Consider the following 16,638-nt stretch of genomic DNA (forward strand, 5'->3'; position numbering starts at 1 on the left):
CCGCCGGCCCTCAGGCTGCGGAGCGGTGGATCCGCCGGAAGGGACGAGGACGATGGTGTCTGGGAAGAGAACGCGGACGGCGAGAGTGCTCGCCGTCATCACGGCATTGACGATCGCGGGCACCGCCCTAGCCGGCTGCGCGCCGGCAGACGGTCGCGAGACGGTCCGCTTCACCTTCAGCAAGCGCGAGGCGATCGACTTCATGACCAAGGTCGTGAACGACTACAACGCCTCGCAGAACAAGGTGCGGGTGGAGATCGACACCTCGGGCGTGGACGTGGTCTCGGCCAGCTTCGTCCGCGGCAACCCGCCGGACCTGATGCTGGCGAACTACAACTTCGAGGTCGCCCGATTCGTGCAGCGCTGCGCGCTGACCGACCTGTCAGACACGGAGGAGGCAGGACGGATCCGCAAGGATCTGCAGCCGCTGCTGGACCAGTACGGCATCTGCCCCGGCAAGACGACGGTGCTGCCGTATTCGGTGATGGCCGCCTCGGTGATCTACAACAAGGAGATCTTCGCGAAGCACGGCATCGAGGTGCCGAAGACCTGGGACGAGCTGATCGCCGCGAGCGACACCCTGAAGGCGGCTGGGGTCACCCCGTTCTACGGCACGTTCAAGGACAACTGGACGATCGGTCAGGGCTGGTACGACTATGCCGTCGGCGGTGAGGTGCCGGTCGTGGACTTCTTCAAGAAGATGAACGAGGAGGGCACGAACGTCGGCCCGAACTCGCAGACGTCCTTCTCCAAGGACTTCGCGAAGCCGGTCGACCAGATGACGCAGCTCATCAAGAACTACACCCAGCCCAACGCAGGGAGCCAGGCCTACGTCGACGGCAACCTCGCGTTCGCGAAGGGTCAGGGCGCCATGTATCTGCAGGGGCCGTGGGCGTTCGGCGAGATCGCCAAGACGTCCCCCGACCTGCAGCTCGGCACCTTCCCGCTGCCGATGACGAACGATCCGAAGGATCTCAAGGTCCGCGTGAACATGGACCTCGCCGCGATGATCCCGACCGGATCCAAGCACCAGAAGGCCGCACGCGACTTCCTCGCCTACCTCTACCAGCCGTCCGTGATCGACGCGTACAACGCCGCGCAGCTCGGCTTCGCACCGACCACCGACGCCACCATGCCGAACGATCCGCGGATCGCCGGGATGATCCCGTACTACGACGAGGGCGCGGTCTATCAGGGGGCTTCGGTGCTGGTGCCGAAGACGATCCCGGTCTTCAACTACGTCCAGGCGATCGCCCTCGGGGGCAGCGTCAAAGACACCCTGAGCACGATGGACGCGGACTGGGCGCGCGCCGCCTTCCTCGCCCCGAAGCTTCCGAGCGATACGAAGGGCACCGCGAAATGAGCACGACAACGACCATCGTGACGGGCGGTGACCGGAAGATCCGGCGCAGCAGCCGTCGGATCGAGCCGATCTACTACCTGTTCCTGCTGCCGACGCTGGTGCTGTTCACGCTGGCGATCACCGTGCCGGCGGTCATGGGCATCTTCTTCAGCTTCACCGACTCGATCGGGATCGGCACCTGGAGCTTCAACGGGTTCACCAACTACATCGCCGCGTTCAGCGATCCGGCCATTCTGCAGAGCTACCTGTTCACGTTCGGGTTCTCGATCGCCACCGTGATCGTCGTGAACGTGCTCGCCTTCCTGCTGGCCGTCGGGCTCGTCTCGCGGATCCGTTTCAAGACCGGCCTGCGGGCGATCTTCGTGATCCCCATGGTCATCTCGGGCATCATCATCGCCTACGTCTTCAACTTCCTGTTCTCGAACTCGATCCCGGCTCTCGGGACGGCGACGGGGATCCCGTGGCTGTCGACGAGCATCCTGGCGAATCCGGATCTGGCCTGGGTCGGCATCGTGATCGTGACCGCCTGGCAGGCGATCCCCGGCACGCTGCTCATCTACATCGCGGGCCTGCTCTCGATCCCGGGGGACGTCTACGAGGCGGCGGACATCGACGGGGCGAGCAAGTTCCAGCAGCTCACCCGGATCACGGTGCCGCTCGTGGCCGGGTACTTCGTCATCAATATCGTGCTCGGATTCAAGGGGTTCCTGAACGCGTACGACATCATCAAGGGCCTCACCGACGGTGGTCCCGGCACCGCGACCCGCAGCGTGGCGATGACGATCATCGCCGGCTTCAACGGCGGCGACTACGCCTATCAGATGGCCAACGCGACGATCTTCTTCATCGTCGCGATCCTGATCTCCCTGCTGCAGCTGTCCGTGACCCGCGGAAGGAACGCACTCTGATGTCCACGCAGACTCTTCTCACCACCGAGGCCCTCACCACCGTCGGCCGCAAGCCGCGCGTGAAGATGGAGCGGGTCAACTGGTCGGGAACCATCATCCTGATCCTGTGCACCGTCACGGTGCTGATCCCGCTGTACGTCACGATCTCCATGGCGTTCAAGACGTCGAAGCAGGCGGTCGACGGCAACGCGTTCTCGCTCCCGGCGCCGTTCAGCGTCGACGGGTTCACGCAGGCCTGGGACCTCACCAAGTTCCCGGTCGGGGCCGGGGTCTCGCTGCTCGTCACCGCGGGCACAGTGTTCCTGACCGTGGTGCTGGCCGCGTTCGCGTCGTACGCGATCGTGCGCAACTGGGATCACCGGCTGTTCCGGTACTCGTTCTTCTACCTGCTGGCCGCGATGTTCATCCCGTTCCCGGTGGTGGCGCTGCCGCAGATCCAGCTCACCGGGCTCACCCATCTGGACAATCCGTTCGGCGTGATCCTGCTCGCCACGATGTTCCAGCTCAGCTTCAGCGTGCTGCTGTTCACCGCGTTCCTGCGGTCGATCCCGCTCGAACTCGAAGAGAGCGCCCGGATCGACGGCGCGAGCACCTGGCAGACGTTCTGGCGGATCATCTTCCCGCTGCTCGGCCCGATGAGCGCCACGGTCGGCATCTTCGCCTTCCTGTACGCCTGGAACGACTTCATGATGCCGTCGCTGATCATCTCGGATCCGGCCCTGCAGACCCTCCCGGTGCGGCAGAACCTGTTCCAGAATCAGTTCAGCAGCAACTACAACGTGGCCTTCGCCTCCTACCTGATGGCGATGGCTCCCGCGATCGTCGCCTACCTGTTCACCCAGCGCTGGGTGATGGAGGGCGTGACCCAGGGCGCCGTCAAGGGCTGATAGACCCGCCGGCCCGGACGATCGAACGGCCGATCGTCCGGGCCATCCGCGCAGCTTCGCCGACTCGAACGGCGACGGGCTGGGCGACATCCGCGGCGTCACCGACAAGGCCGACTACCTCGCCGGGCTCGGCGTCGACGCCGTGTGGCTGAGCCCGTTCTACCCCTCCGCGCTCGCCGACGGCGGCTACGACGTCGACGACTACCGCGACGTGGATCCGCGCCTGGGCACCCTCGACGACTTCGACGACATGATCGCGGCGCTGCATGGCCGCGGCATCAAGGTGATCGTCGACATCGTGCCGAACCACTCCTCCGACCGGCACGCGCTGTTCCAGGCCGCGCTCGCCGCCCCCAAGGGGTCGCCCGAGCGCGACCGCTACATCTTCCGCGACGGACTCGGCGAGAACGGCGAGCTGCCGCCCGCCGACTGGACGAGCGTCTTCGGCGGCCCCGCCTGGGAGCCGGTCGGCGATGGCCAGTGGTACTTCCACCACTTCGCGACCGAGCAGCCCGACTTCAACTGGGACAACCCCGACGTGCACGCCGAGTTCCTGCACACGCTGCGGTTCTGGTCGGACCGCGGTGTCGACGGCTTCCGCATCGATGTCGCGCATGGCCTCAGCAAGGACCTGCCGGCGGTGCTGCCCAGTCAGGCCGAGCTCGACGCGATGGACCGGACGACCGGCCAGCACCCGCTGTGGGATCGCGACGCGGTGCACGAGATCTACCGCGAATGGCGTCGCGTGTTCGACGAGTACGACCCTCCGCGCATCGCCGTGGCCGAGGCGTGGGTCGCAACCCCGGAGCGGCGCGCCAAGTACGCGACGCCCGAGGGGCTCGGCCAGGCGTTCAACTTCGACCTGCTCGAGGCCGACTTCGACGCCGCGCAGTTCCGGCACATCGTGACCGACAACCTCGCGCAGAGCGAGGCGACCGGATCCAGTTCCACCTGGGTGCTCTCCAACCACGACGTGGTGCGGCACGCCACCCGCTACGGCCTCGAGCCGCTCAACGGTCGGCAGGTCAAGCAGGGCTCGGCGTGGATCCTCGCCGGCGGACCCGCGGATCAGGTCGATCTGGAGCGGGGCGGCCGCAGGGCGCTCGCCGCATCCCTGTTCCTGCTCGGCCTGCCCGGCAGTACCTACCTGTACCAGGGCGAGGAGCTCGGCCTGCACGAGGTCGCCGACATCAAGGCCGAGGACCGGCAGGATCCGGCGTTCTTCCGGGGCGCGGATCCGGAGCGCGATGGCCTGGGACGTGACGGCTGCCGTGTGCCGCTGCCGTGGTCGAGCACCGGGTCATCGCTCGGATTCGGCACCGGCGGCGCGCACATCCCGCAGCCGGCCTGGTTCGCGAGCTACGCGGTCGAGGCGGAGGATGCGGATCCGTCGTCGTCGCTGAACGCCTACCGTCGGGCGCTCGCGCTGCGCCACGAGCTGCAGACCGGCGAGACCCTGGAGTGGATCGAGACCGGCCGTGACGACGTGCTGCGCTTCGCCCGCCCCAACGGGTGGCAGGTCGTGACGAACTTCGGCACGGAGCCGTTCGCGCTCGCCGCCGGGGAGGAGCCGGTGCTCGGCGCGCTCGTCGACGGTGCGGTGCCGGGCGAGAGCACGGTCTGGCTGCGCGGCTGACGCGGACGACGGAGCGCGCCCCTCGCGGGGTCCGCGCTCCGTCCTCGCCTGCGCTCACGCGATGTGCAGGTAGCGCAGCAGCAGGCAGCCGCCGGACCGATCGACCGTGTCGAGCTCGAAACGCTGCAGCACGCCGTCCGGATCGTCTCCGAACAGTCTCTTCCCGCGTCCGGCCAGGCTCGGAGCGACGATCAGTCGCATCTCATCCACGAGCTCGGCGGCGATCAGTTCACGTGCAAGGGAGAGACTGCCGTGAATGCCGATATCACCGCCGGACTGCTTCCTGAGATCGGCGACGAACGAGGCCGGTGATCCGCTGACGTGCGACGAATGCGCCCATGCCGGCTCCAGGGGTGAGGAGCTGAACACGTACTTCGGTGTGCCGTTGATGAAGTCCGCGAAGGGCTGCACCGTCGAAGTCGGCCAATACGGCGCCCACTTGTCGTAGGTGCGCCGCCCGAGCAGCACTGCGTCCTGTGTCGAGATGGTCTCCGCCAGGAAGTCGCCGATCCCGGTTCCGGTGTCCCGCAGCCACTCGCCCTCTCCCGGATCATCCGCGAAACCATCGATCGACATCAGTTCGTACAGCACGACGCGACGTGTGGTCGGTGCAGAGGTCTGGCTCATGCGTCTCTCCTCGCTGAGGGTTTCAGGGGTCCTGCCTGGAACCTACTCGCCGGTGGCCGTCCTGTGTTGTGCAAGGGTTCCGTGGATGGTCCGCTGTCAGGGAGTGATGTTCTTCTGCGGGCGGCAATGGCGGCCACCCTGGCGGTCAGGGTCGGACATGTGCCTTGAGGATCCGACAGGGTCACGACATCCGCAAGAAGATTCACTCCCGGTGTCACATTCGGCCGCTCCTCCCGGTCAAGATCAGTAAGAGCATGGCGACGATCATCGTGCGCGGCGAAGGGTGAGGATCACGGACGATCAGATGTCTGTTGAGTGGGTCGACCTCGACTGCGCCGCGGACGTGTTCGCGCAGGAGTGTCGGCGACTGTTCGGCATCGCCTATCGCATGCTGGGCAGCGTCGCCGATGCGGAAGACATCCTGCAGGATGCGTGGATTCGCTGGCAGCACACCGACCGATCGATCGTGAAAGAGCCGAGGGCGCTTCTCACGACGGTGGTCACCCGCCTGTGCATCAATGAAATGCAGTCGGCTCATGCCCGTCGGGAGACGTACATCGGTCCATGGCTCCCTGAACCGGTGAATACCGAGGATGATCCTCTACTAGGCGCGGAGCGCGGTGAAGCCTTGGACCTGGCTGTCCTGCTGCTGCTCGAGAAGCTCACCCCGACCGAACGGGCGGCGTACGTTCTTCGTGAAGCGCTCGACTATCCGTACGAGCGGATCGCGGTCATCGTGCGGTCCTCGGTGCCCGCAGCTCGGCAGCTGGTGAGCAGGGCGCGCAAGCATCTCGCGGACAACAGGCGTAACGCGGTGCCCGCGGGCGAGCACCGCCGGCTGCTGGAGACGTTCCTCGTCGCCGCCCAGACTGGGGATGTAGCTGCACTGGAGGATCTTTTTGCGTCCGATGTCGTCAGCTACACAGACGGGAACGGGGCGAAGCTCGCTGCGCGAATTCCTGTCATCGGCCGCACTCGGGTGGCGAAGTTCGTCGCTGCCTTCTCCAGTCACTTCTGGACCGGAAAACGGATCGGCTGGGTTGAAGTCAACGGGCAACCGGCAGCCACGTTGTCCGAGAACGGGGTGGTCACCACAGCCGTGACCGTGACGGCCGCAGCGGATGGCATCGTCCAGCTCCTCTGGGTCATGAGCCCGGACAAGCTGCAGCATCTCACGTCGGCCGGAGCATGACCCGTCGATCACCATCGCGCACTCTCGGTCCTCTCTCCCCGCGAAGCGCGCGCCGTCACGAATCCCACGTCGAGACGATTCGGCAACTGCTCGCCACAGGTGACCGGTCCCGTCTCGCGAAGAAGCTGCGCCGCGGCGTCACACTTCTCGTCGACAGCGGCGGACGAGTGGTCGCCCCCACGATTCCGGTGTTAGGCCGCGCGGAAGTGTCTGATGTCCTCGTGAACCTGATGGGACCCGCCACCGGGTTCACGTCGACGGTCGTCGACGTGAACGGAGCGCCGGCCATGGTCTTCCGTGACGGAAGTCGCGTCGCCGCAGTTCTGAACCTCCGCATACAGTTCCGTCGAGTCGCTGGGCTGTGGGCAGTGCTCAACCCTGACAAGCTGCGGCACTGGAACACACGCTGACGCTGTCACAGAGCGGGTCCCCTTCCGGTCACTACTGATGAGGCGTCGGCACCGGCGCCCCCGCAGACGAAAGGCAAGGACATGGCGAAGATCGTTGTGATCGGCGGTACCGGACTGATCGGTTCGAAGGTTGTCGCGAAGCTGAACGCGCACGGCCACGAGGCAGTGGCGGCATCTCCCAACACGGGTGTGAACGCATTGACGGGAGAAGGACTGGCCGAGGTCCTGGTCGGCGCCGACGTCGTCGTCGATGTCTCGAACTCTCCGTCCTTCGAGGAGAACGCCGTGCTGACCTTCTTCACCACGTCCACCCGCAACCTGCTGGCCGCGGAGGCAAAGGCCGGCGTCGGGCACCACGTCGCGCTGACCATCGTCGGCACCAACCGCCCGCAGAACATCCCCTACTTCCGGGCCAAGACGGCGCAGGAGAAGCTGATCCGCGAGTCGGGCATGCCGTACTCGCTCGTGCACGCCACGCAGTTCTTCGAGTTCCTCGGTAGCATCGCGGACATCTCGGTCGGGGCAGACGGCGCCGTGCACCTGCCCGGTGCCCTCATCCAGCCGATCGCTGCCGAAGACGTGTCGACGGCCGTCGCGCGCACCGCCGCTGGGGAGCCCATCAACGGTGACCGTGAGATCGCGGGCCCGGAGCAGTTCACGATGGACGAGTTCGTCCGGCGTGGTCTCGCATTCCGCGGCGACAGCCGCCAGGTGGTGCAGGACCCTGACGCGCAGTACTACGGCGCGCACATCGACGAGCGCACGCTGATCCCCGTCGACGGCGCGATCATCTTCGAGACCACCCTCGAGGAGTGGCTGCCCGCCAACCCGCCCCGCAACTGAACCGTTGGGGCGACTCCGCGCCCCACGGAAGACGGCCACTCCGACGCGTGGCGAGTCCGAGTGGCCGTCTAGATCCACGAAGTCAGTGGTCACCCTCTATGGCGCGGCGTTCCTCAGCCGCGGAAACGGAGTCTTAAAGTGGAAGATCTCGACACGTCACCGGCGTTGCTGGGTGCCCTCAGCTCAGAACAGTCCATGCTCCAGTCGATTGCGGGGTCGACGATCAACGAAGCCGGCACGCGGTCGATGATCTACCTCTCTGCGCTATCCGGTGGGCTCGTCGCCCTCGGTTTCGCCAGCTCGACAAAAGGCCTCCTCGCCCCGCTGGCACTCACGGTGCTGCCCACGATCTGGCTGCTCGGCTGGTTCACCATCGTGCGACTCGTCGACACCACTGTCGAGAACGTCTCGGTGACGAGGCGGATCGAAGCCATACGCGCGTACTACGCCAGACTCACTCCCACTGCGCACAGCTTCTTCGCCGCAGAAGACCCGTTGTCGAACGGCAAGTTCGGCGTCCGATACTCCCGCTGGTCTGTGATCTTCGCCATGGCGTCGATGATCGCTCTCGTCAACGCCGTGCTCGCAGGATCGATCACTGCTTTGGCCCTTGCCATCGCCGCACGCACGTCGACCGTGGTGGCCACGGCAGCAGGCATCGGCGTCGGCATCCTTCTTTTCGCCGCAACCGTGGTCTACGAGCGGATCAGGGTCGGTGCCCTGTTCCCCCGCCCGGACCGTCATCATGCCGGCGCGGCGATCTCGGCTTCGGCGGGGGGAGGGACCCACTCACCCTCGTGAGACGCGTCGGTCTCATGCGGATCAGGATCCGTTTTGATAATGATTCTCATTTACCGTAGGGTCGAGATCATGAAGAAGCCCCTCGCCGCCCTCGCGCTCGCCGCCGCCTCGATCCTCGCCCTCGCGGGCTGCTCCGCGACGGCCGATCCCGCGTCCTCGTCCGGATCGGGCGCCATCGCGGTGACGGCGTCGACCAATGTCTGGGGCGACATTGCGAAGGAGATCGGCGGCGAGCACGTCGAGGTCACCTCCGTCATCGCGTCGCTGTCGCAGGATCCGCACGAGTACGAGGTCACCGCCGCCGATCAGCTGAAGGTGCGCGGGGCGAAGCTGATCCTGGAGAACGGCGGCGGCTACGACGCCTTCTTCGGCGACCTGGTCTCGAAGTCGGGGAGCAAGGCGCCGGTGGTCACCGCGGTGACGTTCGCGCCGAGCTGGCCGAAGGGCGAGGACGGGACGAAGACCGCCGAGGGCTTCAACGAGCACGTCTGGTACGACACGGCGGTCGTCGAGGACGTCGCGAAGAAGGTCGCCGACGAGCTGAGCGGGATCGACCCGGCGCACAAGGCGGACTTCGAGAAGAACCTGGCGACGTTCGAGACGGGGATCGCGGGACTGAACTCCTCGCTCGCGACGATCAAGGGCGCGCACCAGGGCGAGAAGATCTTCGTCACGGAGCCGGTCCCGCTGTACCTGACGGCCGCCGCGGGCCTGGTGAACGTCACGCCCGAGGCGTTCAGCCACGCAGTGGAGGAGGGTCAGGACGTGCCGCCGGCGACCCTGCTGGAGGCGACGAACCTCGTCGAGTCGGGTCAGGTCAAGGCGCTGTTCGCCAACGCCCAGGCCGGCGGTGCCGAGACCACGAAGATCATCGGTGTCGCGAAGGAGAAGGGCGTGCCCGTCCAGGAGGTCACCGAGCTCGTTCCGGACGGCAAGACCTACCTCACCTGGATGAAGGACAACATCGACACGCTCTCGCGTAATCTCGACAAGTGACCTCTCCCGCCGCCTCTCCGGCCGCTCCGCTGCTGCGGATCCGCGGCGCCGGCATCCGCCGGGACGACCGGGAGCTGTGGAGCGGACTCGACCTCGACGTCGCCCCGGGCGAGCTCGTCGCGGTGCTCGGCCCCAGCGGCACCGGCAAGACCACCCTGCTGCGCGCGATCCTCGGGCTGCAGGACCTCTCCGAAGGCACCATCGAGGCGGCAGGGCAGCCGGTGCGCCGACGTGGGAACCGCCGCATCGGCTATCTCCCGCAGGCGCGGCCGCTGCCGGCCGAGACGTCGCTGCGGGGTCGTGACCTGGTCGCGCTCGGCGTCGACGGGCACCGGTTCGGCCTGCCGATCCCGCGCCGCGGCGACCGCGCCAGGATCGACGCTCTGGTTGCGGCGGTGGGTGCCTCCTCCTTTGCGAACCGCCCCGCGGGCACCCTCTCCGGCGGCGAGCAGCAGCGGCTGCGCGTGGGCCAGGCGCTCGCCGATGACCCGCGACTGCTGCTCTGCGACGAGCCCCTGACCAGCCTCGACCTGGCCAATCAGCGAGCAGTGGTGGAGCTCATCGACCGGCACCGCCGCACCGGCGCCGGGGTGCTGCTGGTGACCCACGACATCAACCCGGTGCTCGACATCGTCGACCGGATCCTGTACCTCGCGAACGGCCGGTTCACGCTGGGTACGCCGCACGAGGTGCTCACCACGCGGGTGCTCTCGGATCTCTACGGCGTTCCGGTGTTCGTCTCCCAGGTCGGCGGCCGGCTCGTCGTCGTCGGCGCGCCGGATGCGGAGAGCGCCGCGCACCACCACGACGGCCCGGATGAGGAGCTGCACGCATGAACCTCGCGGACATCGGCCAGGCCATGTTCGGCGGTCTGTCGCAGTACGGCGAGATCCTCGCGCTGGTCTCCAACTCGGTCTGGGCGGGAGCCGTGCTCGGTCTCGTCGGCGGCCTCATCGGCGTCTTCGTGATGCAGCGCGACATGGCCTTCGCGGTGCACGGCATCAGCGAGCTGTCCTTCGCGGGCGCCGCCGTCGCCCTGCTGGTCGGCGTCGACGTCGTCACCGGCTCGATCGTCGGATCCCTGATCGCCGCCGCGATCATCGGCTGGCTGGGCGCCCGCGCACGCGATCGCAACTCGATCATCGGCGTGCTGATGCCGTTCGGCCTCGGCATCGGGATCCTCGCCCTCTCGCTCTACAACGGGCGCGCCGCGGGGCGGTTCAGCCTGCTGACGGGCCAGATCGTCTCGGTGCAGTCGGACCAGCTGGGCTGGCTGACCGGGATCTGCGCCCTCGTGCTGCTGGGGCTGCTGCTCATCTGGCGGCCGCTGCGCTTCGACTCGCTCGACCCGCAGTCCGCGGCCGCTCGCGGTGTCCCCACGGTCGGGGTCTCGTTCGCCTTCATGCTGCTGCTCGGCCTCGTCGTGGCGGTCGCGGTGCACATCATCGGCGCGCTGCTGGTGATGGCGCTCGTGGTGACCCCGGCCGCCGCGGCGATGCGGGTGCGCTCGGGCCCGCTGTCGGTTCCGGTGCTGGCGGCCGTGTTCGGGGTGGTGTCCGCGGTCGGCGGCATCCTGCTGGCGGTGATGGGCACACTCCCGGTGAGCCCCTACATCACGACGGTTTCGTTCGTGATCTACCTCGTCTGCCGCGCGATCGGATCCCGTCGGGATCGCGTCGTGCGCTCGGCGACCCGCCCCGAGGCGGCGGTGCGCCAGCCGTGATCGATCGCCGCGTCGCCACGCCTCACCGCGTGCCGCGCGACCGGTCCTCCCGGGGGGACAATGCTCCGGGGCGAGTGGAGGAGTTCGGCGATGGGACACGGGCACGGACATGACGCCAGGATGATTCGGCAGGTTCGGGTCGCGCGCACTCCCCGGCGCATCCTGCTGACGACCCTGATCGTCGTCGGGGTGATGACGGTCGTCGGGCTGCTGCTGCTGTGGCCCTCCGCGGCGCGTCCGGGAGGCGTGGCGACCGGTTCCTCATCCGCGCGGAGCACGACCTATCCGACCGGCGAGATCGTGGGGATGACGCCGGACTGCGCAGCCATGCGCCCGTCCGCCGCAGCAGGCGGTGCCGGCGGGGGATCCGGTGGCGATGGCGCCGGGGCAGGATCCGGCGCGGACGGCAGTTCGGCCGGCCCCGGCACAACCCCACCCGCTTCCTCCGGCGGTTCGGCGGGAGCCGGCGGAGCGTCCTCCGCGACCTGTGCGATCGCGCGAGTCAGGATCGAGGACGGCGCTCGTGCCGGTGAGACGGTCACGATCATGCTGAACGGGCCGTTCGCCCACGCCGGCCTGCGACCCGGCGACCGGCTCGAGCTCATGGTCGTTCCGCTGCCCACGAACTCGCACATCATCCAGCCGGGAGGTGTGGACCCGGGGGTCTCGGCATTCGGCGTGGTCAGAACCGTCCCGTTGGCGGTCTGGGCCGGCCTGTTCGCCCTGGTGGTGGTCGTGGTCGGACTGCTGCGAGGCCTGCTCGCCCTCGTCGGCTTGGTGTTCAGCGGCGCCATGATCGTGATGTTCATGCTGCCCGCCCTGCTGCACGCCGGGCCCGCGATGGCCATCGCCCTCGTCGGCTCCTCTGCGATCCTCTACGTCGTGCTGTATCTCGCGCACGGCATCTCCATGCGCACGAGCGCAGCGCTGGCGGGAACCCTGGCGGGCGTCGCCATCACCGCGATGCTGGCCCAGCTGGCGGTCGGCACGACCAGGCTGAGCGGCATCGACGAGAGCGGCGGGTTCCTGGCGCCGATGGTGCCGCAGGTCGACTTCCAGGGGCTGCTCACCTGCGCGATCATCATCGCCGGCCTGGGCGTGCTCAACGACGTGACGATCACGCAGAGCTCCTCCGTCTGGGAGCTGCGCGCCGTCGCCCCGGAGCTCTCTCGGCGGCAGCTCTTCGGCCGCGCGATGCGCATCGGTCGAGACCACATCGCCTCCACCATCTACACGATCGTGTTCGCCTACGTGGGGGCTTCGTTGAGCGTGGTGCTCCTGCTCTACGTGTACGACCAGCCGATGGTGAGCCTGCTGAGCCTGGAGGACATCGCGACGGAGGTCGTCCGCACGCTGTGCAGCGGGATCGGGCTCGTCCTCGCCGTTCCGCTCACCACCGCCATCGCCGTCGCGCTGCTGCCGCCCCGGTCCGCCGTGACCGGGGCGCCGATGCCGGCTTCGCTCGGCGAGGACGACGCCGAGAAGGTCGCCTGGCTGCGCACGCTGCGCACTGTCGAGGACGAACCGCTGACGAGGCCGAGCCCGCGCACCGGGTGAATCCCGCGGCGCCGAACGCGGGACGGGGCCCTGGGGCCGACCCGAAGGCCTGCCCCAGGGTCTGATCCTGGAGGCTAGGCCGTCGGATCGCCGTAGCGTTCGGCGATCTCCTTCGATCCCGGCCATCCCTCATAGGTCGGATGCTGGGGCCATCCGTCCGGGACGTCCTGCCAGACCTCCTGGCGCCCGTAGGGCAGCACGTCGGCGATCGCGAAGGTGAGCATGAACTGCTCGGCCCCGCGGCCGGAAGTGTGCCAGGTGCGGTAGACGTCGTCCCCGTCGCGCAGGAACACGTTGTATCCGAATCCCTCGCCGGGACCGGCGTCCATGTCGGCGCCGAAGCTCGTGCCGGCCGCCGAGTACCAGGTCATCAGGTTCCCGACCCGCTTCTTGTACGCGAGGATCTCGTCCATCGGCCCGTTGGTGACGATGACGAATCGTGCATCCAGGGGCTCCACGATGTCGGGGCGCGCGAACTGGGCGGTGCCGCCGGTGCAGCCGGGGCACTGCCAGGTCGCTCCATCCGTCCACATGTGGTGGTAGACGACCAGCTGGCTGTGCCCGTCGAAGATGTCGGCCAGCCTGACGGCGGAGCCGTCCTCGGCGATCAGTGTGTACTCGGGCAGCTTCACGGCGGGCAGCCGGCGACGCGCGGCGGCGATCGCGTCCAGCTCGCGGGTCGCGGCCTTCTCGCGGACGCGCAGCTTCGCGAGCTCCTCGCGCCAGGTCTGCTCGTCGACGACAGGGGGCAGAGCGGTCATGACATCCTCCGTTGGTCGTTCCAGTCGCGCCGAGGGCGCCGATGTTCACGGCGTCCACATCTGCTATGTTCACACCGTACACATCGCGCTGATCCGGTTCAAGAGGCGGAACCAGTCCCGAGGGGAGGAGATCCGGTGGCCTACCATCACGGCGATCTCGCGACCGCCCTCGTCCAGGCGGGGATCGAACTCAGCCGTGAGGGCGGGCCCTCGGCGGTGACGATCCGCGAGGCGACCCGACGGGCCGGGGTGTCGCCGAACGCCGCGTACCGGCACTTCCCGAACCGCGCGGCACTGCTCGACGCGACCGCGGCCGCGATCCAGCAGGGTCTGGCCGCCGCGATGACCGATGCCCCCGACCGCTCTCCGGCCGCGCGGCTGCGTCGGATCGGCGTCGCCTACGTCGACTTCGCCCTGGATGAGCCGGGATGGTTCGCCGTGGTCTTCTTCGGGATCCGGCCGCCGGATCCTGCGACGGTGCGGGAGGCTCCTGCGTTCGTGGCGCTGACTGCCGCGCTCGACGATCTCGTCGCGGCCGGCGAGCTCTCCGCCGAACGCCGCGACGACGCCGCCTGGGCGTGCTGGGCCACCGTGCACGGCTTCGCGGAGCTCTGCCTGCGCGGACCGCTCTCCGGCGTGGACCGGGCGGAGCAGCGCCGTCGCGCCGAGGTCGCGGTCCGCGCGGTGGTCGCCGGGATCCGTTCCGAGGACGCCGACAGCTCAGCGGCGTGAACGGCGCCGGGACCGGGACGCGTCGACGCGGCGATCCTCCTGCCGATCGTTCCGCGCCCAGCCGGGCTCCAGCCCTGTCGGCACAACGGAACGCCGGGTTAGGATCTTCAGGACTCGCGCGGATCGCGGACCCCGCACCCAGGGGCGCCGGACGACGCGATTCACCCTCCGCATCCATCCTTCCGGCACATCCCCCCTGCCCGGGAGAAGGAGGGGCGAACAGAAAGGCGCGGCACGTGGCCGAGGCAACCGAGGACCGAGCAACCGAGGACAAAGGCCCCCAGGGCGACTTCTTCGATCAGCTGCTGGACAACCCTACGACGCAGCAGTCCTTCACGATCGGCTTCCGCGGCTATGACAAGACCGAGGTCGACGCGCACCTGACCGCCCTCACGGAGGAGCTGCGGCGCGCGTCCGAGTCCGGCGCGAAGGCCGACGCGCACCTGCGTGGCGAGCTCAGCAAGGTCGCGGAGAAGCACCGCGAGGAATTGGAGAAGGCGACCGCCGCGCATGAGAAGCGTGCGGCGCAGCTGGAGTCCGACCTCGCGACGGCGAACGCCAAGATCGCCGAGTCCGCGCAGCAGATCCAGTCGCTGAGCACCGCTCTGGCCGGGTCCCAGGAGGACATCGACGAGGCCACCTCGCGCTCGCAGTTCGAGACCGTGCTGCGCGTGGCGGAGGAGCAGGCCAGCGTCCTGATCCAGAACGCCGCGGTGCAGGCGGAGCGTCTGCTCGACGCCGCCCGCGACGAGGCCGCCGCCAAGCGCGCCGAACTCGACGCCGACGTCGCGCGCATCACGGCGCAGGCCGAGCGCGACGCCGACCAGGTGCGCCTGAAGATGGAGACCGAGTTCACGGCGCACACCGCGCAGGTCGAGCGCGAGGCCGCGCACGCCGCCGAGAAGGTGAACCATGCCGAGCAGGAGGCGCACTCGATCCGCACCGAGGCCGAGAAGGGCGCCGCGGCGCTGCGCGCGATGGTCACCCGGGAGACGACCGATCTGCGCGTCTCCGCCGAGCGCGAGGTGCGCGAGATGAACGCGCGGGTGCTGGAGATGGAGGAGTCCCTCACGCGCCGTCAGGATGACGCGCAGCAGGAGTTCCTCGTGCTGCACAACCAGGCCGTCGCGCACGCGGAGCGCATCACCGCCGATGCCAACGAGCAGGTCGCATCCTCGCTGGCGCACGCCGAGCGGATCTCCGCCAAGGCCGAGGACTACGAACGCCTGATGCGCTCGCAGGCCAGCGCGATCGAGGCCGAGGCGCAGGTGCGCGCCCGCGAGACCCTCGACCGCGCCCGCACCAAGTCGCAGAAGATCGTCGACATGGTCACCGCGCACACCGCGAACGTCGTGCGCGACGCCGACGACCGGGCCCGGCAGCTGCGCTGGCAGCAGCAGCAGCTCACCAGCTTCATGGCCGAGGTGCGCGAGCTGATCCGCCCCGACGGCGCTCTCGGCAGCGAGGCATCCGGATCCGCTGCCGCCGCCGAGACGGAGAGCCCGGCAGAGACCGACGGGGCCGAGGCACCCGCGGAGGGCACCGAGGCCTGACCCCTTCCGGGGTCGTTGAGCGAACACGTGCGCAGCGCCCGTGAGACGAAACGCGGTGATCTCGCAAGGTCGCCGCGTTTCGTCTCGGTGGCTGAGCGTCCTCGCTCAACGACCGTGCGGCGCCGCGCTCAATGACCCCGTGCCGCCGCTCGGAGGTCACGGATACGCTGCTCCCAGCCGCGGACCAGATCCCCGCTCTAGACTCGAGGCATGGCTCAGCGGAACACGTGGCAGCGCGAACGCGTGCGCGAGGAGCTCTCCGACCTGCGCGGATTCGTGAGCGCGCAATCGCTGCACCAGGCCCTGCGCGAGGCCAACACCGGCATCGGCCTGGCCACCGTCTACCGCGCCCTGGCCGGGCTCGCGGCCTCCGGCGAGGCCGACTCGCTGCAGAGCCCCGAGGGCGAGGCGCTCTACCGCGCGTGCAGCAGCGAGGGTCACCATCACCACCTGATCTGCCGCTCCTGCGGGATGACCGTGGAGATCGAGGCGACCGATGTCGAGCAGTGGGCGCAGCGCACCGCGGCCCAGCACGGCTTCCGCGACGCCGAGCACGTGGTCGACATCTTCGGACTCTGCGCGAGCTGCTCGAACGCCGCCCAGGAGTGATCCCCGCGTGACCCTGACGACCCCCGGCCGCCGTACCACC

16 protein-coding genes and 1 pseudogene are annotated in these 16,638 nt (G+C 68.5%); 15 read left to right on the forward strand and 2 right to left on the reverse strand.

What is annotated here, in order from left to right:
• Positions 1–52: 52 nt before the first annotated feature.
• From AB4078_RS17525 to AB4078_RS17540, 4 genes and pseudogenes are all read left to right on the forward strand, one after another.
• The gene (locus tag AB4078_RS17525) at positions 53–1,363 is read left to right on the forward strand and encodes an ABC transporter substrate-binding protein (RefSeq protein ID WP_441978194.1); all 1,311 of its coding nucleotides are present in this window, start codon (positions 53–55) and stop codon (positions 1,361–1,363) included.
• Positions 1,360–2,271, forward strand: coding sequence for a carbohydrate ABC transporter permease (locus AB4078_RS17530; protein WP_440732582.1), 912 nt, complete (start codon positions 1,360–1,362; stop codon positions 2,269–2,271). Before AB4078_RS17525 ends, AB4078_RS17530 begins: the two co-directional genes overlap by 4 nt.
• Complete coding sequence (locus AB4078_RS17535) at positions 2,271–3,158, forward strand: carbohydrate ABC transporter permease (protein ID WP_441978195.1); 888 nt, start codon at positions 2,271–2,273, stop codon at positions 3,156–3,158. Before AB4078_RS17530 ends, AB4078_RS17535 begins: the two co-directional genes overlap by 1 nt.
• Positions 3,159–3,201: 43 nt before the next feature.
• Positions 3,202–4,794, forward strand: a pseudogene (locus tag AB4078_RS17540) (glycoside hydrolase family 13 protein); the annotation flags it as partial.
• Positions 4,795–4,848: 54 nt separating this feature from the next.
• Here AB4078_RS17540 and AB4078_RS17545 read toward each other — a convergent pair.
• On the reverse strand, positions 4,849–5,421 hold the full coding sequence (locus AB4078_RS17545; protein ID WP_441978196.1) for a dihydrofolate reductase family protein: 573 nt from the start codon (positions 5,419–5,421) through the stop codon (positions 4,849–4,851).
• Between the two features lie 304 nt (positions 5,422–5,725).
• Here AB4078_RS17545 and AB4078_RS17550 point away from each other — a divergent pair, with 304 nt between their 5' ends.
• The 8 genes from AB4078_RS17550 to AB4078_RS17585 all read left to right on the forward strand — a co-directional run bounded on the left by AB4078_RS17550 (position 5,726) and on the right by AB4078_RS17585 (position 12,943).
• The gene (locus AB4078_RS17550; protein ID WP_441978197.1) at positions 5,726–6,613 is read left to right on the forward strand and encodes an RNA polymerase sigma-70 factor; all 888 of its coding nucleotides are present in this window, start codon (positions 5,726–5,728) and stop codon (positions 6,611–6,613) included.
• Positions 6,614–6,819: 206 nt separating this feature from the next.
• The gene (locus AB4078_RS17555) at positions 6,820–7,023 is read left to right on the forward strand and encodes a hypothetical protein (protein WP_441978198.1); all 204 of its coding nucleotides are present in this window, start codon (positions 6,820–6,822) and stop codon (positions 7,021–7,023) included.
• Between the two features lie 81 nt (positions 7,024–7,104).
• Positions 7,105–7,866, forward strand: coding sequence for an SDR family oxidoreductase (locus AB4078_RS17560; RefSeq protein ID WP_441978199.1), 762 nt, complete (start codon positions 7,105–7,107; stop codon positions 7,864–7,866).
• Positions 7,867–8,061: 195 nt separating this feature from the next.
• Positions 8,062–8,667 (forward strand): hypothetical protein, encoded by a 606-nt coding sequence (locus tag AB4078_RS17565; protein ID WP_441978200.1) that lies wholly within the window; start codon positions 8,062–8,064, stop codon positions 8,665–8,667.
• Between the two features lie 69 nt (positions 8,668–8,736).
• On the forward strand, positions 8,737–9,663 hold the full coding sequence (locus AB4078_RS17570) for a metal ABC transporter solute-binding protein, Zn/Mn family (protein ID WP_441978201.1): 927 nt from the start codon (positions 8,737–8,739) through the stop codon (positions 9,661–9,663).
• Positions 9,660–10,499, forward strand: coding sequence for a metal ABC transporter ATP-binding protein (locus tag AB4078_RS17575; RefSeq protein ID WP_441978202.1), 840 nt, complete (start codon positions 9,660–9,662; stop codon positions 10,497–10,499). The genes AB4078_RS17570 and AB4078_RS17575 overlap by 4 nt, the downstream gene beginning before the upstream one ends.
• Complete coding sequence (locus AB4078_RS17580) at positions 10,496–11,386, forward strand: metal ABC transporter permease (protein ID WP_441978203.1); 891 nt, start codon at positions 10,496–10,498, stop codon at positions 11,384–11,386. Before AB4078_RS17575 ends, AB4078_RS17580 begins: the two co-directional genes overlap by 4 nt.
• A 120-nt stretch (positions 11,387–11,506) precedes the next feature.
• Positions 11,507–12,943, forward strand: a complete 1,437-nt coding sequence (locus tag AB4078_RS17585) for a YibE/F family protein (RefSeq protein WP_441978204.1) — start codon at positions 11,507–11,509, stop codon at positions 12,941–12,943.
• 74 nt (positions 12,944–13,017) lie between these two features.
• Here AB4078_RS17585 and AB4078_RS17590 read toward each other — a convergent pair whose 3' ends face one another.
• Positions 13,018–13,704, reverse strand: a complete 687-nt coding sequence (locus AB4078_RS17590; protein ID WP_440732573.1) for a DUF899 family protein — start codon at positions 13,702–13,704, stop codon at positions 13,018–13,020.
• A gap of 135 nt (positions 13,705–13,839) precedes the next feature.
• Here AB4078_RS17590 and AB4078_RS17595 point away from each other — a divergent pair, with 135 nt between their 5' ends.
• From AB4078_RS17595 to AB4078_RS17605, 3 genes are all read left to right on the forward strand, one after another.
• Complete coding sequence (locus tag AB4078_RS17595) at positions 13,840–14,436, forward strand: TetR/AcrR family transcriptional regulator (protein ID WP_441978205.1); 597 nt, start codon at positions 13,840–13,842, stop codon at positions 14,434–14,436.
• Between the two features lie 236 nt (positions 14,437–14,672).
• Complete coding sequence (locus tag AB4078_RS17600; RefSeq protein ID WP_441978206.1) at positions 14,673–15,989, forward strand: cell division initiation protein; 1,317 nt, start codon at positions 14,673–14,675, stop codon at positions 15,987–15,989.
• A gap of 210 nt (positions 15,990–16,199) precedes the next feature.
• Entirely contained in the window at positions 16,200–16,598 is a 399-nt protein-coding gene (locus AB4078_RS17605) for a Fur family transcriptional regulator (protein ID WP_441978207.1), read from the forward strand.
• Positions 16,599–16,638: the final 40 nt, after the last annotated feature.

Origin of the sequence: Microbacterium sp. 2MCAF23, assembly GCF_052115565.1 — a bacterium.
GTDB lineage: Bacteria > Actinomycetota > Actinomycetes > Actinomycetales > Microbacteriaceae > Microbacterium.